This is a genomic window from Streptomyces sp. TBY4 (genome assembly GCF_024213195.1).
Classification (GTDB): domain Bacteria; phylum Actinomycetota; class Actinomycetes; order Streptomycetales; family Streptomycetaceae; genus Streptomyces.
Genome location: NZ_JANAVF010000029.1, coordinates 12,418 through 36,145, shown reverse-complemented (window position 1 = coordinate 36,145; position 23,728 = coordinate 12,418). Strand labels below are relative to the sequence as shown.

19 protein-coding genes and 3 pseudogenes are annotated in these 23,728 nt (G+C 69.7%); 11 read left to right on the top strand and 11 right to left on the bottom strand.

Going from position 1 to position 23,728, the window contains the following annotated elements; all coding sequences use genetic code 11:
• Window positions 1-534: 534 nt before the first annotated feature.
• Window positions 535-1,305, top strand: coding sequence for a transposase (locus NLX94_RS37810; protein ID WP_254387828.1), 771 nt, complete (start codon window positions 535-537; stop codon window positions 1,303-1,305).
• 75 nt (window positions 1,306-1,380) lie between these two features.
• Here the strand turns inward: NLX94_RS37810 and NLX94_RS37805 are convergent.
• A pseudogene (locus NLX94_RS37805) lies at window positions 1,381-1,864 on the bottom strand (IS5 family transposase); the annotation flags it as partial.
• Window positions 1,865-1,998: 134 nt separating this feature from the next.
• On the opposite strand from NLX94_RS37805, the gene NLX94_RS37800 reads away from it, so the two are divergent.
• On the top strand, window positions 1,999-2,292 hold the full coding sequence (locus NLX94_RS37800) for a hypothetical protein (protein ID WP_254387827.1): 294 nt from the start codon (window positions 1,999-2,001) through the stop codon (window positions 2,290-2,292).
• Between the two features lie 68 nt (window positions 2,293-2,360).
• On the opposite strand, the pseudogene NLX94_RS37795 reads toward NLX94_RS37800, so the two are convergent.
• Window positions 2,361-3,190: pseudogene (locus NLX94_RS37795) on the bottom strand (IS5 family transposase).
• 239 nt (window positions 3,191-3,429) lie between these two features.
• On the opposite strand from NLX94_RS37795, the pseudogene NLX94_RS37790 reads away from it, so the two are divergent.
• Window positions 3,430-3,768, top strand: a pseudogene (locus NLX94_RS37790) (transposase); the annotation flags it as partial.
• 62 nt (window positions 3,769-3,830) lie between these two features.
• Here NLX94_RS37790 and NLX94_RS37785 read toward each other — a convergent pair.
• The 3 genes from NLX94_RS37785 to NLX94_RS37775 all read right to left on the bottom strand — a co-directional run bounded on the left by NLX94_RS37785 (window position 3,831) and on the right by NLX94_RS37775 (window position 6,503).
• Window positions 3,831-4,883: an aldo/keto reductase gene (locus NLX94_RS37785; protein ID WP_254387826.1), complete on the bottom strand. Its 1,053-nt coding sequence runs from the start codon at window positions 4,881-4,883 to the stop codon at window positions 3,831-3,833.
• A 362-nt stretch (window positions 4,884-5,245) separates the two neighbouring features.
• The gene (locus tag NLX94_RS37780) at window positions 5,246-5,488 is read right to left on the bottom strand and encodes a hypothetical protein (RefSeq protein ID WP_254387825.1); all 243 of its coding nucleotides are present in this window, start codon (window positions 5,486-5,488) and stop codon (window positions 5,246-5,248) included.
• 274 nt (window positions 5,489-5,762) lie between these two features.
• Window positions 5,763-6,503 carry a TetR/AcrR family transcriptional regulator gene (locus NLX94_RS37775; protein WP_254387824.1) on the bottom strand — a complete coding sequence of 247 codons (741 nt, stop codon included), beginning with the start codon at window positions 6,501-6,503 and terminating at the stop codon, window positions 5,763-5,765.
• Between the two features lie 149 nt (window positions 6,504-6,652).
• On the opposite strand from NLX94_RS37775, the gene NLX94_RS37770 reads away from it, so the two are divergent.
• On the top strand, window positions 6,653-8,173 hold the full coding sequence (locus NLX94_RS37770; RefSeq protein WP_254387823.1) for an MFS transporter: 1,521 nt from the start codon (window positions 6,653-6,655) through the stop codon (window positions 8,171-8,173).
• A gap of 101 nt (window positions 8,174-8,274) precedes the next feature.
• Here NLX94_RS37770 and NLX94_RS37765 read toward each other — a convergent pair whose 3' ends face one another.
• Together NLX94_RS37765 and NLX94_RS37760 are read right to left on the bottom strand one after the other, a co-directional pair.
• Complete coding sequence (locus tag NLX94_RS37765; protein ID WP_254387822.1) at window positions 8,275-9,501, bottom strand: NAD(P)/FAD-dependent oxidoreductase; 1,227 nt, start codon at window positions 9,499-9,501, stop codon at window positions 8,275-8,277.
• A gap of 109 nt (window positions 9,502-9,610) precedes the next feature.
• A complete protein-coding gene (locus NLX94_RS37760; protein ID WP_254387821.1) occupies window positions 9,611-10,057 on the bottom strand; it encodes a DUF1772 domain-containing protein in 447 nt (148 codons plus the stop codon).
• Window positions 10,058-10,147: 90 nt separating this feature from the next.
• Between NLX94_RS37760 and NLX94_RS37755 the strand changes: the two genes are divergently transcribed.
• Entirely contained in the window at window positions 10,148-10,726 is a 579-nt protein-coding gene (locus NLX94_RS37755) for a TetR/AcrR family transcriptional regulator (RefSeq protein ID WP_254387820.1), read from the top strand.
• Between the two features lie 16 nt (window positions 10,727-10,742).
• Here the strand turns inward: NLX94_RS37755 and NLX94_RS37750 are convergent, their stop codons facing one another.
• A complete protein-coding gene (locus NLX94_RS37750; RefSeq protein ID WP_254387819.1) occupies window positions 10,743-11,768 on the bottom strand; it encodes an AIR synthase-related protein in 1,026 nt (341 codons plus the stop codon).
• Between the two features lie 311 nt (window positions 11,769-12,079).
• Here NLX94_RS37750 and NLX94_RS37745 point away from each other — a divergent pair, with 311 nt between their 5' ends.
• From NLX94_RS37745 to NLX94_RS37720, 6 genes are all read left to right on the top strand, one after another.
• A complete protein-coding gene (locus NLX94_RS37745; RefSeq protein WP_254387818.1) occupies window positions 12,080-13,066 on the top strand; it encodes a carbohydrate kinase family protein in 987 nt (328 codons plus the stop codon).
• Window positions 13,063-16,545, top strand: coding sequence for a methionine synthase (gene metH, locus NLX94_RS37740; protein WP_254387817.1), 3,483 nt, complete (start codon window positions 13,063-13,065; stop codon window positions 16,543-16,545). Before NLX94_RS37745 ends, metH begins: the two co-directional genes overlap by 4 nt.
• Window positions 16,542-17,432, top strand: a complete 891-nt coding sequence (gene metF / locus NLX94_RS37735; protein WP_254387816.1) for a methylenetetrahydrofolate reductase [NAD(P)H] — start codon at window positions 16,542-16,544, stop codon at window positions 17,430-17,432. The genes metH and metF overlap by 4 nt, the downstream gene beginning before the upstream one ends.
• The gene (gene ahcY, locus NLX94_RS37730) at window positions 17,422-18,873 is read left to right on the top strand and encodes an adenosylhomocysteinase (RefSeq protein WP_254387815.1); all 1,452 of its coding nucleotides are present in this window, start codon (window positions 17,422-17,424) and stop codon (window positions 18,871-18,873) included. The genes metF and ahcY overlap by 11 nt, the downstream gene beginning before the upstream one ends.
• Before the next feature lie 201 nt (window positions 18,874-19,074).
• The gene (locus tag NLX94_RS39530; protein ID WP_254387814.1) at window positions 19,075-19,740 is read left to right on the top strand and encodes a response regulator transcription factor; all 666 of its coding nucleotides are present in this window, start codon (window positions 19,075-19,077) and stop codon (window positions 19,738-19,740) included.
• Between the two features lie 35 nt (window positions 19,741-19,775).
• Entirely contained in the window at window positions 19,776-20,225 is a 450-nt protein-coding gene (locus NLX94_RS37720; protein WP_254387813.1) for a nitroreductase/quinone reductase family protein, read from the top strand.
• A 25-nt stretch (window positions 20,226-20,250) separates the two neighbouring features.
• Here NLX94_RS37720 and NLX94_RS37715 read toward each other — a convergent pair whose 3' ends face one another.
• From NLX94_RS37715 to NLX94_RS37705, 3 genes are read right to left on the bottom strand one after another with little or no spacing between them, the layout of a single operon-like run.
• Entirely contained in the window at window positions 20,251-22,029 is a 1,779-nt protein-coding gene (locus NLX94_RS37715; protein ID WP_254387812.1) for a biotin carboxylase N-terminal domain-containing protein, read from the bottom strand.
• Window positions 22,030-22,071: 42 nt separating this feature from the next.
• A complete protein-coding gene (locus NLX94_RS37710; RefSeq protein ID WP_254387811.1) occupies window positions 22,072-22,527 on the bottom strand; it encodes a DUF1772 domain-containing protein in 456 nt (151 codons plus the stop codon).
• A 19-nt stretch (window positions 22,528-22,546) separates the two neighbouring features.
• Window positions 22,547-23,728, bottom strand: a complete 1,182-nt coding sequence (locus NLX94_RS37705) for an FAD-dependent oxidoreductase (protein WP_254387810.1) — start codon at window positions 23,726-23,728, stop codon at window positions 22,547-22,549.

Sequence of the window (23,728 nt, the reverse complement as noted above, 5' to 3'; positions counted from 1 at the left end):
CTCGCCCGCTTCGCGGGCGAGGGGGGGCCTTTGGCCCCCAGGGGTTCCCAGGCGCTGCGCGCCTGGGAATGACTCGCCCCGCTTTGCGGGGCGAGGAAGGCCTCCGCTTCGCTTCGGCCCAGGAGGCCTTTGGCCTCCAGGAGCCCCGGGCGCTGCGCGCCTGGGAGCGAAGCTCCCCCGCTTCGCGGGGGAGGGAGGCCTCCGCTCCGGCCTGGGAGCTCGGAGCGGAGATCCGGGAGCGAAGCCCCTCCGCTTCGTGGCAGAGGGGCTTCGCCACGCTCCGACAGGGGGCCGCTTCGCGGCCCGCTGGCTCGCTGGCTCAGCCAGAAGCAGGCCGACTTCGCCGGCTTCCGGGCTCTCGCGCTCCGCGCGGGAGGTGACCCCGTTTCACGGGATCCGGGCCTCCGGCCCCTTGGGCGGGTCCGCTCCGCTCCCCCACCCCGGCCCTTCCGACTCCCCCTCCAGGGCCAAGGCCCGCTACGCGGGCCAGCTAAAGGTTGTTGCAGAACGTCCGCGATGGGGCATTCCTGTTGTATGGGTGGGGTGTTGCGGGCTGAGGTGTTGTGGGTGGAGACGTTCACGGGCTTGCGGATCGAGCGGTTCGCGAAGCTGGTGAAGGTGGTGCGGGAGCGGGGCGGTAACGGTCCCGGTGGCGGGCGTCCGTGGTGCCTGCCGCTGGCGGACCGGGTGCTGCTGGTGGCCGTGTACTACCGGACGAACCTCACGATGCGCCAGCTCGCCCCGCTCTTTGGGATCTCCCCGGCCACCGTCTGCCGGGTGATCAACAAGCTCGGCCCGCTCCTCGCGCTGGAGCCCGCAACGCGGCCCGTCGCCGACGTGGACCGGTTGTGGATCGTGGACGGCACCCTGATCCCGGTCCGCGACCGCACCGTGGCCGCCTCGTCCCGCAACTACCGGTTCTCGGCAAACGTGCAGGTCATCATCGACGCCGACAGCCGCCTGGTCGTCGCGAGCGCACGCCCGGCACCGGGCAACAAGGCCGACGCCCATGCCTGGCGGGAGTCGGACCTGCCGGCCGCGGCGGCCGGGACGACGGTGATCGCGGACGGCGCCTACCTGGGCACCGGGCTGATCGTCCCCCACCGCAGAAGGCCCGGACGCCCCCTCCTGCGCGGGCAGGAGGAGGACAACGCCGAACACCGACGGGTCCGCGCCCGAGTCGAGCACACCTTCGCCCGCATGAAGAACTGGAAGATCCTCCGCGACTGCCGCCAAAGGGGCGACGGCCTCCATCACGCCGTCCAGGCAGTCGCCACCATGCACAACCTCGCCCAGGCAGGGTGAAACAGCAGGTCAAGAACCACTCCAGCCTGCCCGCAGCGAACCTTCTGCAACAACCTTTAGGTTCTGTCTCTTTGGTCAGTTTCGGGTCCAGATGAGCATGTCGGCGAGGTGGAGTGCGGCCTGGTAGGCAATGGCGAGTTTGTCGGTTCGTGTAGCCAGCCGGCGCCACTGCTTGAGGCGGTTGATGCAGCGTTCGACGGTGTTCCGTTGCTTGTAGGCCTCGCGGTCGAAGCAGGGTGGGCGGCCGCCATGGCTGCCTCGTCGTTGGCGGTGGCCGATCTGGTCGGACGGCTGAAGGATGACCGCGCGGATGCCCCGGCGGCGCAGGTGGGCCCGGATGGCGCGTGAGAAGTAGGCGCGGTCGGCCAGAACAGCGTCGGGCCTGGTCCGGGGCCTGCCGGGTCTGGTGCGGGGGTACGCGAATACGGTCCATCACCGTCTCGAAGGCAGGTGCGTCACCGGCCTGGCCTTCAGTGATGGTGAAGGCCAGGGGACAGGCCCGGCCGTCGGCCGCCAGGTGGACCTTGGTTCTTGGGCCTCCGCGGGAGCATCCGAGTGCATGATCGACCGGCTCCAGGCGCCCCGCCGCCCCTTTTTGAGTGCGGCGGTGGTCGGCCCACCGCCGTCCACGGACCGGCCGGGCTCACCCGTCTAGGTTCTGTCCGGAGGATCACGAGGCCATAGGGTCTGACCGTGATTAACCTCCAGGTCCGAGGCGAGAACGGCACGATCGAGGCCCGTGCGAAGCACGGTGTGGTTTGGGGTCCTGAGCTGGCTGGTCTTGATCATTCAGTGTTTCCAATGCTGGGACACCTGCTGCCGTACGCGGACACCGTTTTCAACCACCGGCAGGTGTCCACCCTGTTGAAGGAGGTACCGCGGCTGCCTGCAGGCGTGCTAACTGATGAGTTCGTGCGCGAGTTGATCGAGCTGGGGCAGGTAGTCCTCGACGGGCAGGGCCTGTACCTGTGGTTCCTCGGGGACTGAGACTGCAGGCCGGGTCAGCCCCGGAGCCATAGCCGGACAGCCGCGGTGGTGACGGTGCCGTGGAAGACTTAGGCCCTCTTGTCATAGCGGGTGGCGACGGCCCGGGAGTTCTTGAGCCGGTTGATCGTCCGCTCGACTTCGTTGCGGCGTTTGTAGATCTCGCTGTCGAAGCCGGTGGGCGGCCGGCCGCCCCCACTGCCGCGGCGTTTGCGATTGGCCCGCTGGTCCTTCGGTTCGGGGATGGTGTGCTTGATCTGGCGTCTTCGCAGGTAGCGCCGGTTCCGACGTGAGCTGTATGCCTTGTCGCCGCCCAAGTGGTCCGGCCGGGTGCGGGGGCGACCGCCCTGGGAGCGGGGAACGCGGATCCGTTCGAGGACCTCGATCATCTGCGGCGCGTCGCCCCACTGGCCGGGCGTGACCAGGAAGGCCAAAGGTTTGCAGCCGCCTTCACCCGCGAGGTGAATCTTGCAGGTCAGGCCGCCCCGAGACTGTCCGAGTCCTTCGTCAGGGCGGTGGTGCCGAGGCGTCGTCCCTTTTTCGGGACACGTGGCTTCTTCTTGCGAGCGCCAGCCGCGTGCTGATGGGCACGGCAGGACGTCGAGTCGACGCTGACCATGCACCAGTCGATCCGGCCCGCGAGGTCGGCGTCGGCTTGGACGGCACATAGGATCCGGTCCCACGTGCCATCCGCCACCAACGCCGGTGCCGTTCATAAACGGTCTTCCAGCTGCCAAAACGCTCGGGAAGGTCCCGCCACGGTATGCCCGTCCGGACCCGGAACAAGATCCCGTTGATCACTCTGCGGTGGTCGTTCCACCGTCCCCCACGCAGCCCCGACGCCGGCAGGTGCGGCTCCAGCCGGACCCCACTCGGCATTCGTCAGATCACCCCGCCCCATGCCAGACCCAACGAGCCCACAGTCCGACAGTCACATGATCCGCCGGACAGAACCTAGGACGTTTCCTTCGGATCGTTGGTTGATGTGTGTCGTTGACTGACGCCCAGTGGGCCCGCATCGAGCTGCTGCTGCCGGATCGCACGCCGGAGCAGGGTGGGCGGTGGCGGCGATCTGGACTGGGTTGTCGCGGTCGGCTCCACGATCGTCCGGGCTCACCAGCACGCTGCCGAGGCCCGTCAAGAAGGGCCCCGGCCGGCGAGCTGTCCGACCATGCCCTCGGACGGTCCCGCGGCGGGATTACCGCGAAGATCCACCTTGCCGCGGACTGCCGTTGTCGGCCGCTGGCGTTCGTCATCACGCCGGGCCAGGATGGCGACGCACCCGTGTTCGCGCAGGTCATGGCTCGGTTACGGGTGCCAGGCGGATTGGTCGTCCCAGGGTCATGCCGGATGTGGTCCTGGCCGACGAGGCCTATTCGTCGCGGGCATCTGCGGCGGCGCGGGATCCGGGCAGTGATCCCACAGCCCGCCGATCAGGCCGCGAACCGCGAACGTCTCGGCCGCCGAGGTGGCCGTCCGCCGGCCTTCGACCGCTGACCGCCATCTTCATCTGGTCAGCTGGATGATCCGAAGGGAACGGCCTAGCGCACGTCAGTGGCCGTGCGGCGATAGGTGCTGCGCCGGTCCTCGATCGCGTGCCAGCGGTCGCCGTAGATGGTCTTGACCACGGACGGTTCCCGGAGGAAGTCGTGCGGGAAGCCGAGCGGTACGGCGCTCACCTCGTCGAGGCGCGCGACCGCATCGGCGTCGAGGCGGACGTCGAGGCAGCCGAGGTTGTCGACGAGCTGGCTCTCCTTCGTCGCCGCGATGATCGGAACGACGTTTCCGGGGCGGCCCAGCAGCCAGGCCAGCGCCACTTGGGCGGGGGTCCAACCGCCCTGCTCGGCGATCTCCAGGACCACGCTGATGATCTCTTCCTCCTCCGGGGACGCCTTGACGCCCCAGGAGTCCAGCCGTCCTCCCTCGCCCCGGCGGTACTTGCCGGTGAGCTTGCCGGCGGCGAGCGGCGCCCAGGCCAGCACGGCGAGGTCGAACGCCCTGGCCTGGGGCAGGAGTTCACGTTCCGGGGTCCGCTCCAGCAGGTTGTAGCGCAGCTGCGAACCGGCGAACGCAGACCACCCGCGGAGCTCGGCGAGGGTGTTCGCCTGAGCGATCTCCCAGGCGGGCCAGTCCGAGACGCCCACGTACAGCACCTTGCCGGTGCGTACGAGGTCGTCCAGCGCGCGCATCACTTCCTCGACCGGGGTGAAGTTGTCGCGTGCGTGCACCCAGAGGATGTCGAGGTGGTCGGTGCGCAGCCGCTCCATGCTGGCCTCCACCGAACGCACCAGGTTCTTGCGGTGGTTGCCCGCCGCATTGACGTCGCCGTCACGGGTCCCGCAGGTGTACTTGGTGGCCAGTACGAACTCGTCGCGCCGCCCGTCGAGCAGCTTGCCGAGGATCCGCTCCGAGCTGCCGTCGCCGTAGATGTTCGCCGTGTCGATGAAGTTGCCGCCCGCGTCCGCGTACGCGTCGACGATCCGGGCGTTGCTCTTCTGGTCGGCGCCCCAGCTGAGGTCGTCGCCCATGGTCATCGCGCCGAGGCTCAGCTCGCTCACGCGCAGACCGGTCTTTCCGAACAGTGTGTACCGCACGTTCTTCCCCCTTCACGCAGGTCGTGCGGCCGACGCTAAGCGCTGGAGTTCACTTCAACGCAAGTGTTGATCAAGGGGATTGCCGCCGCGACACCGGACGAGGCGGGCTTTGTAACCGGCGCCGTGGGCAGGACACGGTCCTCTGCACAGAGCCAGGAGGAAAGGTGGGCGTTTCCCCCTGATGACTCCCCCGTGCAGTGGATGCTTCATTCTGCTGTCTGGATAGGCTCAGGAATGCGGCCAAAGTGCCACACCAGTCGGACACCCCGGGCAAGCGGCTACAGGGCCTCATCCCGGCGGCTGGAGCGAACGTATAACTGCCGTACGGCCGGCCCCGTGTCGGCCCGGGGCGGCCGGGTGGGTTAGTAGCGGACCCAGAGGGTGATGACGCCCGGGTGGGTGGGGCCGAAGGGCTCGCAGAAGAAGACGGGGCCCCAGATGTTGTAGCCGGCCCGGCCCGCGGCCACGCATTCGGTGTTCGAGGCGTGGTTGCTGCGGGCGTAGAAGCCGGTGCCGGGGACGGCCTCGGCGGTGCCCGCGGCGCCGAGCGCGAGGGCTCCGGCGGTGACGGCGGTGGCGAGGGCGGCTGCTGTGCGGCGGTACATGGTATGTCCTCCTGAAAATACCGGGGATGCCCGGCAGAGTGCCTGACGATGCGATGTGATGCGGTACGTACAGGCTGCGCAGCCAGACACGAACGTACCGTCACGAACCGGGCCACACAATAGGTCTAGGCCAATACCCCGGATCGGCCCGCTACTTGACCCCGTCCATGCCGGCCTCGGCCTCGCTGGACAAGATCGTCTGGGCCGGTTCCGCCTACGCCGGACAGCTCGCCGGTCCACTCACGCGAGTCAGGTGGGCACGCGCACTCGTGGGTTACCGCTCGGCGGGCGGGAGGCGGAGGGAGAGGCCGTCGAGCATGACGTCCAGGCCGTAGGCGAACTTGGAGTCGCGCAGGGCGACCGGGTCCAGGGCCGCGGCGGTGGCTGCTGCGTAGGCCTCGGTCAGGTGGTCGTGGCCTTCGGCCGCCTGCTGGGCGGCGGGCATGAGGCGGGCGATGAAGCCGGACTCCGTCTCGCCGGAGCGGGCGACAGTGGTCAGCCAGGCCGCCTCGGTGGTGCTCATGCCCACCACGTACGCGATGAGGGCGTCGATCGCCCTGGTGGGCTCGGGAAAACCGGCCTCGGTGAACAGGGCCGCCAGGCTGCTGGAGAAGGCCATCAGGTTGGGGCCCAGGTAGGCCAGGCCGGCCTGGCCCAGTACCGAGGACAGCCACGGGTGCGTCAGGGCCGTCGCGCGGAAGGAGGCCGAGGCCGCGGCTGCCGCCGTCCGCCAGTCCGCCGAGCCGACGGGCGGTACGGCCACCTCCGCGAAGACCTGGTCCACGGCAAGCTCCATCAGCTCGTCCTTGGTGGCGACGTGGCGGTACAGGGAGGTCGCTCCGGCGTTCAGCCGGGCGGCCAGCTTGCGCATGCTCAGGGCCTCGATGCCTTCGGCGTCCAGCATCGCGATGGCCTCGCGGACGATCGCGTCCTGGGAGAGCGCGGGCTGTTCGGTCTGGCGCGTGCGGCGGGTCCAGACCGAGGGGATCGGCTGGGGCTTCATGTCGGCGGCCATCGGCTCTCTCCTTTGCGTACGGCGTGCGCATTCAGCGTACAGGGATTCGGGGTTGCGCACAGTGTACGCATCGGCGTACGGTGTTCACATCGCCCGGAACAGTGTGCGCATCGCCGGAACGGTGTGCGCAACCCGAAAGGAAGAGCCCGATGGCAGTCGCCGAGAACCGCAATCCGCGTCGGTGGTGGATCCTGATCGTGCTGTGCCTCAGCACGCTGGTCCTCGTGGTCGACAGCATGGCGCTGACCGTCGCCGTGCCGGCCATGACCGAGGACATCGGGGCCAGCCCCCAGCAGATCCAGTGGATCCTCGACTCCTACGTGCTCGTCTTCGCGGGTCTGCTGCTGACCTCCGGGAGCCTGGGCGACCGGTTCGGCCGCCGCAAGGTGATGATCATCGGTCTGCTGCTCTTCGGGGCGGCGTCGCTGGCCGCGGTGTTCTGCACCACCCCCGGTGAGGTCATAGCCGCCCGCACGGCCATGGGCATCGGCGGCGCGCTGATCATGCCGTCCACCCTGTCGATCCTGATCACGGTCTTCGACGAGGAGGAACGCCCGAAGGCGATGGCGGCCTGGGGTTCGGTGTCGATGCTCGGCCTGGTCGGCAGCCCGATCCTCGGCGGCGTCCTGATCGACCACTTCTCCTGGCACTCGATCTTCTTCATCAACGTGCCCGTCGTCGTCCTAGCCGTGGCGACCGGCCTGCTGCTGATGCCCGAGTCCAAGGCCCCCTGGCAGAAGCCCGACCCGCTGGGCGCCGTCCTCTCCGTCCTCGGTATGACCGCCCTGGTCTGGTGGATCATCGAGATCCCGCAGCACGGCGCCTTCGAGGGCCGCGGACTGGTCACCCTCGCCGTCGCCGTCGTCTCCCTGGTCGGCTTCGTGGTCTGGGAGAACACCACCGCCTCGCCGATGGTCCCGCTGGTCCTCTTCAAGCACCGCGACTTCACCGGTGGTTCGATCTCGCTGGCCCTGGTCCAGATCGGCAACGGCGGCCTGCTCCTGGTGCTCACCCAGTACCTCCAGTCCGTGCTGGGGTACTCCCCGGTCAAGGCCGGTCTGGCCTTCACCCCGCTGGCCGTGGCCGCGCTGATCGGCAACGGGGTCGGCGCGAAGCTCGCCGCCAAGGTCGGCTACCGCCCGCTGATCCTCGCCGGGATGCTGCTGATGGCGGGCTCCTTCGGCCTGCTGACCACCGTCACCGCCGATGGCGGCTTCACCGTCCCGGCCGTCGCCCTCGGTCTGCTCGGCCTCGGCGCCGGCCTGGCGATGCCGGCCGCGGTGGGCGCCCTGATGGGGACCATCCCGGTCGACAAGGCGGGCGTCGGCTCCGCTCTGAACGACACCATCCAGCAGGCCGGTACGGCCCTCGGAATCGCCATCCTCGGCTCGCTGCTCACCAGCAGCTTCTCGGCGGAGATGCCGGCCGGCACCCCCGAGCAGGCCAAGCAGTCGATCGGCGGCGCGCTGGCCGCGGCCCAGGGAGACGCGGGCCTGGTCCAGGCCGCGAAGGAGGCCTTCACCGCCTCGATGTCCACCACCCTCACCGTCAGCGCGATCGGTGTCCTGGCCGCCGCCCTGCTCGCCGTGGTGGTCATGCGCGGGGGCAAGGAAGGGGCCCCGGCCGAGGGTGGCACCACCCCGGACAAGGAGCTCGCGGCGGCCGCCTGACCCGGGCTCACATCAGTCCGCGCACCAACCCACGGACCGTGGCCGGCACCCTTCGGGGGTGCCGGCCACTCGTGCGAGGTGGGTACGACGCACCGGTCGGGCTAGGCCGCGCGGTCGGCGGTGGCGGGGGCCGGGGCCGGGGTGTGCGGGGCCGCTTCCAGGCGCCGGCGGCGGGCTTCGCCGCCCGACTTGAGGTGGAGGCTGTACGAGCCGGGCTCGGCTCCCTCGTCGGCCAGGTGCTTGGGGATGACCTTGCAGACGGTTTCCTTGAGCTTGGCGCCCAGGCCGCCGTCGATGTTGAACCAGACGGCGATGTCGGAGCGGTTGGCGAACTGGAAGATGCCGTCCTTGCGGCCGAGGCTGATGCACTGCGCCGAGAACGGCTGGTTCAGGAGCGCGGGCTCCTCCCCCGCGATCCGGCTCAGGACCGTGTCGGCGGCGCGCGCGCCCAGGGGCATGGCGGCCTGGCAGCTCATCCGCAGCGGCTGGCCCGAGGGCGCCGCCGAGTCGCCGGCCGCGACGATGCGTACGTCGTCCACGCTGGTCAGCGTCTCGTCCGTGAGGAGGCGGCCCAGCGGGTCGGTGGTCAGGCCGCTGCGGACGGCCAGGTCCGGGACGGCGAAGCCGACGGTCCAGATGGTGACCGTGCTGCGGAGTTCGCGGTCGTCGGCGAGGCGGACGGAGTCCCGGGTCACCGCCGTCACCTTGGTGCCGGGGCCGTCCACGATGTTCACGCCCAGGCGGGCCAGGCGCCGGGCCACCGAACGGCGGCCGCGTGCGTGGAGGTAGGGGCCCAGGACCCCGCCGCAGACCAGGGTCACCGCCCGGCCCTGCTCGGCCAGTTCGGCCGCCGTCTCGATGCCCGTCGGGCCGGCACCGACCACCGTCACCGGGGCGGTCTGCGGGGCCTCCTCCAGGGCCGGGCGCAGGCGCTGCGCGTCCTCCAGCGTCGCGATCTGGTAGGCGTGCTCGGCCGCTCCGGGGACGGTGGGGGCCGCGCTGCCGCTGCCCACCGCGTAGATCAGGTAGTCGTAGGAAAGCCGGGCGCCCGAGGCGAGCCGGAGGGTGTGGTCGTCCGCATCGATCCGGGCCACCGTGTCGACCACCAGGGCTACTCCCCCGGCCAGGACGTCCCCGTAGGCGATGACCGCCGGGTCCGAACCGCCCACCAGCTGGTGCAGACGGACCCGGTGGACGAAGTCCGGACGCGGGTTGACCAGCGTCACCGTGACGTCCTTGCGCCGGGTCAGGCGGTTCGCGGCCATGACGCCGGCGTAACCGCCGCCGATGACGACCACTGCGGTGTTCTCGTTCTCGTACGCGTTCATGGCGTCTCTCCGTTGCTTCCGGCGGGCTACGGACACAAGACACCGGCGGTGCGGTCGCTGTGACAGGTCTGCTGGTGTGACCTGGGTCACGGCTGGGTGGTCCGCGGGCTCAGGCGAGGGCGGCGACCAGCAGGGCGAAGGCGGCGATGATGACGGCGACGCGGACGTAGTGGAAGCGGTCCCAGCGGTTCATCTGCTCCTTCCAGTCGGCGGGCCGGTTCTCGGGGGTCCACGTCTTGCCCCGGTTGTTGATCGGGACGAGCAGCAGGATCGACATGATCACGCTGACGATCAGCAGCGCGCCGGCGGTGACGACGAGGCCGACGCCCGGGTTGTGCCATCCGACGATGGCCCAGACCGCGACGAGGACGACCGAGGTGATGTACCAGACCGGCATCACGGCGCCGAGCATCCGGCCCCCGTGGGCGCGGCCCAGCTGGCCGCTGTCCTCCGGGAGCGCGTTGAAGATCCGGTTCATGACGAAGGCGACGGAGAACTCCACCCCCACCATCACGCCGACGCTCACGGTGGTGACTACCTCGAGTGCGTTGACCATGACGACCCCTCCGATATCTAGCGTTGCTAGGTGATGTGGCAACGCTAGCACTACTGTCGCTCGTTTGCCTAGCGGTGCTAGAATCGAGTCATGTCGGTACAGGAACGAAAGCAGCGTGAACGGGCGGAGCGCGAGCGCCTCATCGTGGCGACGGCCCGTGAACTCGCCGAGCAGCAGGGCTGGGACGCGGTCACCACCCGCCGGCTCGCCGAGGCCATCGAATACAGCCAGCCCGTCCTCTACAGCCACTTCCGCGGCAAGCGCGAGATCATCGGCGCCGTCGCCCTCGAGGGTGCCACCGAGATGGCCGCGGCGCTGCGGGCCGCGACCTCCGCCGCGGACGGGCCCCGTACTCGGGTCACCGCCCTCGCCCGCGCCTACCTCGACTTCGCCGCACACAAACCGGCGGTCTACGACGCCATGTTCGAGCTCGACGGCGGCCTGATCTTCGCAGACCAGGACACCCCGGAGCCTCTGAAGGATGCCTTCGCCGCTCTGCTGGAAACCCTCGGCGAAGTCGCCGGGGACGGCGTCCACCCGGGACTGTTCACCGAGGTGTTCTGGGCGGCCCTGCACGGGCTGGCCACCCTGGCCCGAGCGGGACGGCTGCCGCCGCAGGACACCGGGTCGAGGGTGGAGCTGCTGGTGGACCGGCTCGCCGTGGTCTGACGTACCGCCCCGGCGGTCAGGAGAGGCGGGCCGCCGGGGATGTCTCGGGTACGAGCGGGACGGCCGGGCCCGCGGCGCGCACCAGGGTGACGCCGCCGGCGGCGCCGTCCTCCTGTGCCAGAACCTCGCCCACCACGACCGCCTCGCGTCCCCGGGGGTGCGCGTGCAGGGCGGCGAGCACCTGGTCGGCCGCCTCGGGGGCGACGACCAGGCACAGGCAGTTCGCGGTCGCCGCATGCACCGGATCGACACCGAGCGCGTCCAGCGCGACGCGCACCTCGTACCACACCGGCAGCTCACGCTCATCGACCTGCACGCCGAGCCCGGTCCCGGCCGCGAGTGCCAGCAGCACCCCGGCGAGCCCGCCGCGTCCCACCGGGTGGACCGACCGCACCGCCGCGGCGGGTACCGCGTTGCGCAGCTGGTCGAGCAGCCCGTTCAGCGGCGTGCATTCCCCGCTCACCACACCCTCGTGGCCGAGGGACCGGCGCACCGACAGGATGTGCGCACCGTAGGCGCCGATGGGACCGCTGACCACCAGAAGGTCGCCTGCCCGCGCAGCCGCTGCCGGCGACGAAGGGGTCTGGGGGAACACCCCGAAGCCCGTCGTGTGCAGATACATCTGGTCGGCCTCGCCGGCCCGTACGACGCGTACGTCGACATCGGACACCACGACCCCGGCGTCGGCCGCGGCGTCCCGCACCGAGCCGGCCATCCGCCTCACCTGCCGGAACGGCATCCCCGCCTCGACGATGACGGACAGGGTCAGCCCCAGCGGCGTCGCGCCCGCCGCCGCCAGTTCGTTGACGGTGGCGCACACTGCGGCCTGACCGATGTCCCCGTTCCCGTAGAACGGCGGATCCACGATGTGCATCTGCGTGACCAGCGTCGGGCGGCCCCCGTCGAACGGCGGCAACGGGCCGAAGACCTCTCCGAGGGTCTCCTCGATGAGTCCGCGCAGGCTCCCTCCCGGGGCGGCGAACTCCTGGTCGTGCCCGAGGCCGACGTGTCCCGCGGCGGGGGCTGCTTCCTTTGGCGTCATGGCTCTCACAGAACCCACTGATACACAACGCGTCTCCGGAAGTCCCCATGAGGGGTGACCGGCTGGGGTCCGTACCGGCGAAATAGGGGACCCGGCACCCGGCAGCGGGGCGCGGGGCACGAACACCGCCTGCCGGGCCCGTCCTGCGGTGCCCCGCGTCGTCCCGCCTCGAGCCGCGGACAATCAAGGCCTAAGCCGTTCTTAAGCGAAGGCCCGGACGATGAACACCCGGACGATGCCGGGGGGTCCGCCCTGTCGGGCTCCGGTTTCCGAGTGCCGCGCCAGGGACGAGACAGGGGCAGGGACAGCACATGAAGATTGCCGTGACGGGTTCGATCGCCGAAGACCATCTCATGGCCTACCCGGGCCGGTTCAGCGAGCAGCTGCTTGCCGGGAGCCTGGACAAGGTATCGCTCTCCTTCCTTGTCGACGAGCTGGAGATCCGGCGCGGAGGAGTGGCGGCGAACATCGCGTTCGGCCTCGGCTCGCTCGGCCTGAACCCGCTGCTCGTGGGCGCGGTCGGCAACGACTTCGAGCCGTACCGGGTCTGGCTCAAGCAGCACGGGGTCGACACCGAGTCGGTCCGCGTCAGTGACCTGCTGCACACCGCCCGCTTCGTCTGCACCACGGACACCGATCACAACCAGATCGGATCCTTCTACGCGGGCGCGATGAGCGAGGCACGCCACATCGATCTGCTGCCGGTCCATGAGCGGACGCCCGGAGGGCTCGATCTGGTGGTCGTCTCGCCCAACGATCCGGATGCGATGGTGCGGCACACCCGCCAGTGCGCGGAGCTCGGTATCCCCTTCGTTGCCGACCCGTCCCAGCAGCTCGCGCGGATGAGCCGTGACGCGGTGCGCGAACTGCTCGCGGGACCGCGCTACCTGTTCACCAACGAGTACGAGAACGTGCTCATCCAGGAGCGCACCGGCTGGACCGAACTGCAGGTGCTCGGACGCGTGGGCACCTGGGTGACCACCCGCGGCGCCGACGGTGTCCGTGTTCAGCAAGCGGGACTGCGCCCCGTCGAGGTGAAGGCCGTACCGCCGTCCCGGGCCGCCGAGCCCACGGGTGCGGGCGACGCGTTCCGGGCCGGCTTCCTCGCGGCCGTCGCCTGGGGCCTCGGCCACGAACGCGCCGCGCAGTTGGGCAGCGCCGTGGCCACCGCCGCGCTGGAGACCATCGGCACCCAGCAGTACGAACTGACCCGTGCGGGAGTGCTGGACGCGATCCGCGAGAGCTACGGCACGACCGCCGCGGCCGACCTGGCCGAGCACCTGACGGACCCGCGATGAACGGCAGCGCAACCGTCAGCGCACGGGTCGCGGCACTGAGGGAAGCACTGGCCAGTCGCGTGGTCGTCGCCGACGGGGCCATGGGGACGATGCTCCAGGCCCAGGATCCCTCCCTGGACGACTTCGAACAGCTCGAGGGCTGCAACGAGGTCCTCAATGTGACGCGTCCCGACATCGTGGCGAACGTGCACCGGGAGTACTTCGAGGCCGGCGTGGACTGCGTCGAGACCAACACCTTCGGCACGAACTACGCCGCCCTCGCCGAGTACGAGATCGCGGACCGCAACCTCGAGCTGTCGGTGGCCGGCGCCCGGATCGCCCGCGAGATCGCCGACGAGTTCACCGCCTCCACCGGACAGCAGCGCTGGGTCCTCGGCTCCATGGGCCCCGGCACCAAGCTCCCCACCCTGGGCCACATCGACTACGGCACCATCCGCGATGCCTACCAGATCAACGCCGAGGGCCTGATCACCGGCGGCGCCGACGCGTTGCTGGTGGAGACGACGCAGGACCTGCTGCAGACGAAGTCGTCGATCGTCGGTGCGCGCCGTGCGATGGAGGCTCTCGGTGTGTCGGTTCCGCTGATCTGCTCGGTGACGGTGGAGACCACGGGGACGATGCTGCTGGGCTCGGAGATCGGTGCCGCGCTCACCGCGCTGGAGCCCCTGGGCATCGACATGATCGGCCTGAACTGCGCGACCGGTCCGGCCGAGATGAGCGAGCACCTGCGTTACCTCGCGCGGAACTCCCGCATTCCGCTGTCCTGCATGCCCAACGCGGGTCTGCCGGTCCTGGGGAAGAACGGCGCGCACTACCCGCTGTCGGCGGGTGAGCTCGCGGACGCGCAGGAGACGTTCGTACGCGAGTACGGACTGTCTCTGGTCGGTGGCTGCTGCGGCACCACCCCCGAGCACCTGCGCCAGGTCGTCGAGCGTGTGCGCGGCCTGAGCCCCGCCGTGCGCGAGCCCCGCCCGGAGCCCGGCGCCGCCTCGCTGTACCAGACGGTGCCGTTCCGCCAGGACACCTCGTACATGGCGATTGGTGAGCGCACCAACGCCAACGGCTCGAAGAAGTTCCGCGAGGCCATGCTCGAAGCCCGCTGGGACGACTGCGTGGAAATGGTCCGCGACCAGATCCGCGAAGGCGCGCACATGCTCGACCTGTGCGTCGACTACGTCGGCCGTGACGGCGTCGCCGACATGCGTGAGCTGGCCGGACGCTTCGCGACCGCCTCCACCCTGCCGATCGTCCTGGACTCCACCGAGGTCCCCGTCCTCCAGGCCGGCCTGGAGAAGCTCGGCGGCCGCGCCGTCATCAACTCCGTGAACTACGAGGACGGCGACGGCCCCGAGTCGCGTTTCGCGAAGGTCACCCGCCTGGCCCAGGAGCACGGCGCCGCCCTCATCGCCCTCACCATCGACGAGGAGGGCCAGGCCCGTACCGTCGAGCACAAGGTCGCCATCGCCGAGCGGCTGATCGATGACCTCACCGGGAACTGGGGGATCCTCGAGTCGGACATCCTCATCGACACCCTGACCTTCACGATCTGCACCGGCCAGGAGGAATCGCGCAAGGACGGGATCGCGACGATCGAGTCGATCCGCGAGCTCAAGCGCCGCCACCCCGACGTGCAGACCACGCTCGGCCTGTCGAACATTTCCTTCGGCCTGAACCCGGCCGCCCGCGTGCTGCTGAACTCCGTCTTCCTCGACGAGTGCGTCAAGGCCGGCCTGGACTCCGCGATCGTGCACGCCTCCAAGATCCTGCCGATCGCCCGCTTCGACGAGGAACAGGTCACCACCGCCCTCGACCTGATCTACGACCGCCGCGCCGAGGGCTACGACCCGCTGCAGAAGCTGATGGCGCTCTTCGAGGGCGTCAACACCAAGTCGATGAAGGCCGGCCGCGCCGAGGAACTCCTCGCGCTCCCGCTGGACGAGCGCCTCCAGCGCCGCATCATCGACGGCGAGAAGAACGGCCTGGACGCCGACCTCGACGAGGCGCTCCAGACCCGCCCCGCCCTCGACATCGTCAACGACACCCTCCTGGAGGGCATGAAGGTCGTCGGCGAGCTGTTCGGCTCCGGGCAGATGCAGCTGCCGTTCGTGCTGCAGTCCGCCGAGGTCATGAAGACCGCGGTCGCCCACTTGGAACCGCACATGGAGAAGAGCGACGACGAGGGCAAGGGCACCATCGTGCTGGCCACCGTCCGCGGGGACGTCCACGACATCGGCAAGAACCTCGTCGACATCATCCTGACCAACAACGGCTACAACGTCGTGAACATCGGTATCAAGCAGCCGGTCTCCGCGATCCTGGAAGCCGCGCAGGAACACAAGGCCGACGTCATCGGGATGTCCGGCCTGCTGGTCAAGTCCACGGTGATCATGAAGGAGAACCTGGAGGAGCTCAACCAGCGCAAGCTGGCGGCCGACTACCCGGTCATCCTCGGCGGCGCCGCCCTCACCCGCGCCTACGTCGAACAGGACCTCCACGAAATCTACGAGGGCGAGGTCCGCTACGCCCGCGACGCCTTCGAGGGCCTGCGCCTCATGGACGCCCTCATCGCCGTCAAGCGCGGGGTCCCCGGCGCCACCCTCCCCGAACTCAAGCAGCGCCGCGTCGCCAAACGCGACACCCCTCTCCAGGTCGAGGAAGCCGAAGAGCCCGGCGGCCGCTCCGACACCGCCACCGACAACCCGGTGCCCACCCCACCGTTCTGGGGCACCCGCGTCGTCAAGGGCATCCCGCTCAAGGACTACGCCTCCTGGCTCGACGAAGCCGCCCTCTTCAAGGGCCAGTGGGGCCTCAAGGGCGCCGACACCATCGAGACCGAGGGCCGGCCCCGGCTGCGGGGCTGGCTGGACAGGCTGCACACGGACGGGCTGCTCGAGGCCGCCGTCGTGCACGGGTACTTCCCCTGCGTGTCCAAGGGCGACGACCTGATCATCCTCGACGAAGCCGGCTCGGAGCGGACCCGCTTCACCTTCCCGCGCCAGCGGCGTGGCCGGCGGCTGTGCCTCGCCGACTTCTTCCGCCCAGAAGAGTCCGGCGAGATCGACGTCGTCGGCCTCCAGGTCGTCACCGTCGGCTCCAAGATCGGCGAAGCCACCGCCAAGCTCTTCGAATCCGACTCCTACCGCGACTACCTGGAACTCCACGGCCTCTCCGTCCAGCTCGCCGAGTCCCTCGCCGAGTACTGGCACGCCCGCGTCCGCGCCGAGCTCGGGATCGCCGGCTCCGACCCGGACTCCATGGAGGGCATGTTCCGCACCCAGTACCAGGGCTGCCGATACTCCCTCGGCTACCCCGCCTGCCCCGACCTGGAGGACCGCGCCAAGATCGCCGACCTCCTCCGGCCGGAGCGCATCGGCGTCCACCTCTCCGAGGAGTTCCAGCTGCACCCCGAACAGTCCACCGACGCCATCGTCATCCACCACCCCGAGGCCAGCTACTTCAACGCGGGAGGCCGGCAATGACGGTCCTGCGCGACCTCCTCGCGACGGGCAGGCCTTCGTTCTCCTTCGAGTTCTTCCCGCCGAAGACCGACCGGGGCAGTGCCGGCCTGTGGGACGCCGTCCGCCGCATCGAGGCGCTGGCGCCCTCCTTCGTCTCGGTCACGTACGGCGCGGGCGGCTCCTCCCGGAGCCACACCATCGACGTGACCAATCGGATCGCCACCGAGACGACACTGCGGCCGGTCGCGCACCTGACCGCGGTCGGGCACTCGGTCGCCGAGCTGCGCCACATCATCGGCCAGTACGCCGACGCCGGTGTGCGCGATGTCCTCGTACTGCGCGGCGACCCGCCCGGCGACCCGAACGGGCCCTGGCAGCGGCATCCGGACGGCTTCACGTACGCGTACGAACTCGTCGAACTCGTCCGGGAAATGGGCGACTTCAGCGTCGGCGTCGCCGCGTTCCCCGAGAAGCACCCGCGCTCTTCGGACTGGACGGGCGACATCCGGCACTTCGTCGCCAAGTGCCGGGCCGGCGCGGACTACGCGATCACCCAGATGTTCTTCGACGTCGAGGACTACCTGCGGCTCCGCGACCGGGTCGCGGCCGCAGGCTGCGACACCCCGATCATCCCGGAGATCATGCCCGCCACCGACGTACGCCAGATCCGCCGGTTCGCGGAGCTCAGCAATGCCGCGTTTCCCGAGGACCTGGCCCACCGGCTGGACGCCGTCCGCGACGATCCGGCCGCCGGACACCGCATCGGTGTCGAGTACGCCATCCGCATGGCCGAGCGGCTCCTCGACGAGGGTGCCCCCGGCCTGCACTACATCACCCTCAACCGCTCCACAGCGGCGCTCGATATTCACCGTTCGATTCAGACTTCAAGGAGCATCAGTGCCCACTGATTTCACCGACTTCAAGGTCGCGGACCTCTCCCTCGCCGTGTTCGGGCGCAAGGAGATCTCGCTGGCCGAGCACGAGATGCCGGGTCTGATGTCGATCCGCCGGGAGTACGCGGCCACCCAGCCGCTGGCCGGTGCGCGTGTGACTGGTTCTCTGCACATGACCGTGCAGACGGCCGTCCTCATCGAGACGCTCGTCGCCCTCGGCGCCGACGTCCGCTGGGCTTCCTGCAACATCTTCTCCACTCAGGACCACGCGGCCGCGGCGATCGCGGTGGGTCCGAACGGCACGCCGGAGGACCCGCAGGGTGTTCCCGTCTTCGCTTGGAAGGGTGAGACGCTGGAGGAGTACTGGTGGTGCACGGAGCAGGCGCTGACCTGGCCGAACACCCCGACCGGTGGTCCGAACATGATCCTCGACGACGGTGGTGACGCAACCCTCCTGGTTCACAAGGGTGTCGAGTTCGAGAAGGCCGGCGCCGCCCCGGACCCGTCCACGGCGGACTCCGAGGAGTACGCGCACATCCTGACGCTCCTGAACCGCACGCTGGGCGAGGCCCCGCAGAAGTGGACGCAGCTCGCGTCGGAGATCCGCGGTGTCACCGAGGAGACCACGACCGGTGTCCACCGCCTTTACGAGATGATGGCGGAGGGCACTCTGCTCTTCCCGGCGATCAACGTGAACGATGCCGTCACCAAGTCGAAGTTCGACAACAAGTACGGCTGCCGCCACTCCCTCATCGACGGCATCAACCGTGCCACCGATGTCCTCATCGGCGGGAAGACGGCCGTGGTCTTCGGCTACGGCGACGTCGGCAAGGGCTGCGCGGAGTCGCTGCGCGGCCAGGGCGCGCGGGTCATCGTCACGGAGATCGACCCGATCTGCGCGCTGCAGGCGGCGATGGACGGCTACCAGGTCGCGACGCTGGACGATGTCGTGGCGACGGCGGACATCTTCATCACGACCACGGGCAACAAGGACATCATCATGGCCTCCGACATGGCCAAGATGAAGCACCAGGCGATCGTGGGCAACATCGGTCACTTCGACAACGAGATCGACATGGCCGGTCTCGCGAAGATCGAGGGCATCGTCAAGGACGAGGTCAAGCCCCAGGTCCACACCTGGAAGTTCCCCGAGGGCAAGGTCCTCATCGTCCTGTCGGAGGGGCGTCTCCTGAACCTGGGCAACGCGACGGGTCACCCGTCGTTCGTGATGTCGAACTCCTTCGCGGACCAGACGCTGGCCCAGATCGAGCTGTTCACCAAGCCGGCCGAGTACCCCACCGACGTCTACGTGCTCCCCAAGCACCTCGACGAGAAGGTGGCCCGCCTCCACCTCGACGCCCTCGGTGTCCGCCTCACCACCCTGCGTCCCGAGCAGGCCGCGTACATCGGCGTGGACATCGCCGGCCCGTACAAGCCGGACCACTACCGCTACTGACGCCCCGGTGGCCGACGGCTCCGTGCCGTCGGCCGCCCGCGGGCCGTGTTGACAGCTCTGTACGCTCATGCGAAGATTTTCGATAGTTCGCTACGTAATCAATGATGGATGGGTCACTGATTGCCGGAGGGAAGGGTCAGAGTGCACCGGTTAAGCCGCCCGCCACACCGCGAGGAACCTGCGCAGTCCACGTCGATCCTCGTGATCGGGGGAAGCTTCTTCTTCCGCATCGGCATCGCCTCCACGCTCGACGAGGAAGACGGCTTCTCCGTGGTGGGGAACCTCTCCCACTCGGGCAGGATCCAGACGGTCGTCAATGAGCGACGTCCGGCCGTCGCGGTCGTCCTCGACGACAGTGACCCTCTTCCGAGCGTTCGCGCACTCGCGAACAGCACCCCGCAGCCGCGCGTCCTCGTCGTCACCCCGCCCGGGAAGCGCGCCGGCGGGAAGACGTCCCGGATGCACGTCCCGGGCATCGCGGTCAGCCGGACCGAGATGGAGACGCTGATTCCGGCGATACGCCTGGTCAGGTCCGGGTACCAGGTGACCACGGCGCCTCCTGTGCGCAGCGAGCCCACCCCGGCCTCGGCCCAACAGCCGGACGATGTCTGGAAGCGGTTCGACCAGCTGACCGCGCGTGAGACCGAAGTCGTCCACCTGGTGCTCTACGGCTGGAGCAACGCACAGATCGCCGAGGCCCTGGAGCTGAGCGGGGCCACCGTCAAGAGCCATGTGCACAGCCTCATGGGCAAGCTGGAGCTGCGCAACCGCATGGACGTGATCACCACGGCTTACCGAACGGGCCTCGTGCGCCCAGGTGGTCCGAGACTCACCTGGCATCCCCGCCCCGCGGGCAACGCGGCCTGACCTCATTTCCCAAGGCAAGAGAGAAGAGCGAGACCATGACCACTTCCGCCCGCCCCCCGGTAACCCCGTTCCTCAAGTTCGGAAACAAGATGATGGAGCTGTTCCACTCCATCGGCCTGCCGGTCGGTCCCATGCACCTCCTGCGTGTCAAGGGCCGGGTTTCCGGACGCGAGTTCACCAACCCGGTGGCCCCGGTGAAGATCGACGGGACCATGTACATCCTCCAGGCGTTCCCCCAGTCCGACTGGGTGAAGAACGTCCGTTCCGCCGGCGCGGGAACGCTCGTCCGCGGCCGGAAGGCCCAGTCCGTCAAGCTGATCGAGGTGCCTTCGCAGGAGCGGGCGGCCATTGCGCGCGAGTTCCCGAAGCAGGTCCCGATGGGTGTGGGGATCTTCGTGAAGAACGGCGTGGTCGCCGACAAGACTCCGTCGAGCTTCGAGCGGGCAGCCCCCGGGATCCCGATCTTCCGCGTCGTTCCCGCCTGAAGGGCGGCAGGTACCGGGGCGTCCGCTACGCCGTGTGCACCTCGCACAGCGGGGCGCCCCGGGACACGCCTGCCCCCGCCTCCACTGCGACCCCTCGCACCACACCGGTGCGGTGTGCCTTGATCGGCTGTTCCATCTTCATCGCCTCGACCACGAACAGCACATCGCCCTCGGCGACTTCCCGCCCTTCGACGGCGGCGACCTTCACGACCGTGCCGACCATCGGACTGGTCAGGACGGTGCCGTCGCTCTTCGCCGTCATCGAGGCCGAGGTGGCGCGCGACCTGCGCCGGGCCGCCGGTGCCGGGCCGCCGGCGAAACCCCTGGGGGCCGCCAGCGACCCCGGGAGGGCGACCTCGATCCGCTGCCCGCCCACTTCTAGGGTGAACGCGCGGCGCTCGGGGACCTCGGCGGCCTCCTGGTCCGGCCCCGCGTCCCACGGCTCCAGGTGCAGGTCCGCGTCGGACTCCAGCCACCGGGTGTGCACGGCGAACCCCGGGCCGGGGGCCGCCGCGGTGAACTCCGGGGCGTCGAGCAGCACCCGGCACAGCTGGAGCGTCGTGGGAATGCCCTCGACCTCGAACTCGGCCAGTGCGCGCCGCGCCCGCTCGAGCGCCTGCTTGCGGTCGGCACCGGTGACGATCAGCTTGGCGAGCATCGAGTCGAAAGCTCCGTCGACGACCACGCCCTCCTCGATTCCGGTGTCGACCCGGACACCGGGACCGGTCGGGATCCGCCACCGTGTCACCGTGCCCGGTGTGGGCAGGAAGCCGCGGCCGGCGTCCTCTCCGTTGACCCGGAACTCGATCGAGTGCCCGCGTACCGCCACGGGATCCGTGCAGGTCAGCGCCTCACCGGCCGCGATACGGAACTGCTCCTGGACCAGATCGATCCCGGTGACCTCCTCGCTGACCGGATGTTCGACCTGGAGGCGGGTGTTCACCTCCAGGAAGGAGATCGTGCCGTCCTCCCCGAGCAGGAACTCGCAGGTTCCGGCGCCCACGTAGCCCGCTTCCGCGAGGATCGCCCGGGACGCCAGCACCAGGGTCTCCTCCTGGCCGGGCGTCAGGAAGGGGGCCGGCGCCTCCTCGACCAGCTTCTGGTGGCGCCGCTGAACGGTGCAGTCCCGGGTGGAGACGACCACCACGTTGCCGTGGGTGTCGGCGAGGCACTGCGTCTCGACGTGGCGCGCGCGGTCCAGGTACTTCTCGACGAAGCAGTCGCTGCGCCCGAAGGCGCTCGCCGCCTCGCGGGCGGCCGACTCGAGGAGCTCGGGGATCTCCTCCAGGGTGCGCGCCACCTTCAGCCCGCGGCCGCCGCCCCCGTTCGCCGCCTTGATCGCGAGCGGCAGCCCGTGCGACGCGGCGAACTCCAGCACCTCGTCCGGTCCGGAGACCGGACGGTCGGTGCCCGGTGCGAGCGGAGCGCCCACCCGGCGGGCGATCTCGCGCGCGGCGACCTTGTCGCCGAGCTGCTCGATCGCCGCGGGGGGCGGGCCGATCCAGGTGAGTCCCGCGTCCAGGACGGCCTGCGCGAAGCCGGCGTCCTCCGAGAGGAAGCCGTACCCGGGGTGGATGGCGTCCGCCCCGGAATCGGCGGCGATCGCCAGGAGCTTCTCCGCGTTCAGATAGGACTGCGCCGCCGTGCTGCCGCCCAGCGCGTACGCCTCGTCGGCCAGTCTGGCGTGCAGGGCCTCGCGGTCCTGGTCCGCGTACACGGCAATGCTGCGCAGCCCCGCGTCGCGGCAGGCCCGTACGACGCGGACCGCGATCTCGCCGCGATTGGCGATCAGCACCCTCTCCATGCGATCCACTCCTGTAGCGATTGCCTCAGACGTGTGGACGTCTCAGACGAGGTTCATTCCGACGATCGCCGCGGCGAAGCCCGCCAGGGAGATCAGTGTGCGGTTGCGGTTCGAGCGTGCCCAGCGGGCGCGGGTCTCGTTCCACGCCTGTGGCAGCCGGTCGGCCTCCCACGTGTCGATGGACCGGTTGATCCGCACGTTGGAGAGCTCCGAGACGAGTGCGACACCGATCAGCCCCGCCTCCGCGACGGCGAACGCCACCTTCGCGTCCGCGCCGGGAGCGAGGAAGATCAGTACCAGACCGATGCCCAGCGCAATCTTGTCGACGGTGGGCATGAGCGGGTCGAACCGCGGGTCGAGCAGCTTGTGGACCTGCAGGTACCGGCTGCCCGGCAGGTCCGCCAGCATGGGCACCACCGCGATCTCGACAGCGACCAGCACCCCCGCGAGGGCTCCGCTGAGCAGCACCAGCAGGCCCGCCAGAACTTCGACAATCATGGCTACGGCTCCTTGGGCCTCAGTAATCGAAGTTCATCATCAGCCGGTACGTGCCCTTCTTCGCGAAGTACCCGAAGAAGGTCCGCATGAACAGATCGCGGGCGCCGCAGATGAGCGAGCCACGCCACTTGCCGAGCTCGCCGATGCGGTAGGCACCGCGCACCATCGCGTCGACCCGCTCCCGGCGGAGCTCCTCGTAGCGGGTGATCGCGGTGGCGATGTCCGGCTCGCGCGCCAGCAGCCCGGAGAGCACGACGCCGTCCTCGATGGCCTGCCCGGCGCCCTGGCTGAGGTTCAGCGTCATGGCGTGCGCCGCGTCACCGATCAGCACGACCCGCCCGTGGCCCCATGCCGCGTCGCGCGTCGGCGGACGGTCCGCGATGTCGATGGGCAGGATCGCCTCGTTGCGGGTCGCCGCCAGGATCTGCGGGATGGGCTCGGGCCACGACGCGTACGTCTCGCACATCACCTCGCGCTTGTCCTTGCGGAGCATGTCGAAGCGCACGCTCGCCCCGTCGGAGGTGATGGCGTCCCAGTAGACCTCTTGGTCGTTGAGCCGGCAGTACAGGAAGCGCAGTCCGCCGCGCCCCCACAGGTTGAAGAACGTGCCGCTGGGCACCACGTCCTCGCCGGGAAGTTCGGCGATCGCCTGCCATGCGGTGTACCCGGCGTAGCGCGGCGGCAGGTCGTGCCCGTGCCGCAGGGTGCTGCGGACGGCGGACCGCATGCCGTCGGCACCGATCAGTACGTCGGCGCGCTCCTCGGAGCCGTCGGCGAACTTCACCGTCACGCCGTCGGCGTCCTGCTCGAACCCGACGCACTGGGCGCCCAGCACCACCGCGTCGCCCGCCTCGTCCAGCAGGAGCGCGTTGAGGTCGGAGCGGCGCAGCGCCACGGCCGGCGCACCGATCCGCTCGGACTCGGGCGCTATCGCCCAGCGGGCGAGGGTACGCCCGCGGTCGGACTGGAACTCGTGAAAGAGGATCTCCGAACTGACCTTGCTGACACGCTCGTCGAGCGAGAGCTTCTGCAGGGCGACAAAGGCGTTGTGCCACAGCATGAACCCGCCGCCGGTCATCAGGCGGCTCGGTTCGGTCCTGCGCTCGTACACCTTGACGTCGATTCCGGCCTGGCGCAGGCCGATGGCCGTCGTCAGCCCGCCGATCCCGGCGCCGATCACCACAGCCTTCTGGACGGGCAT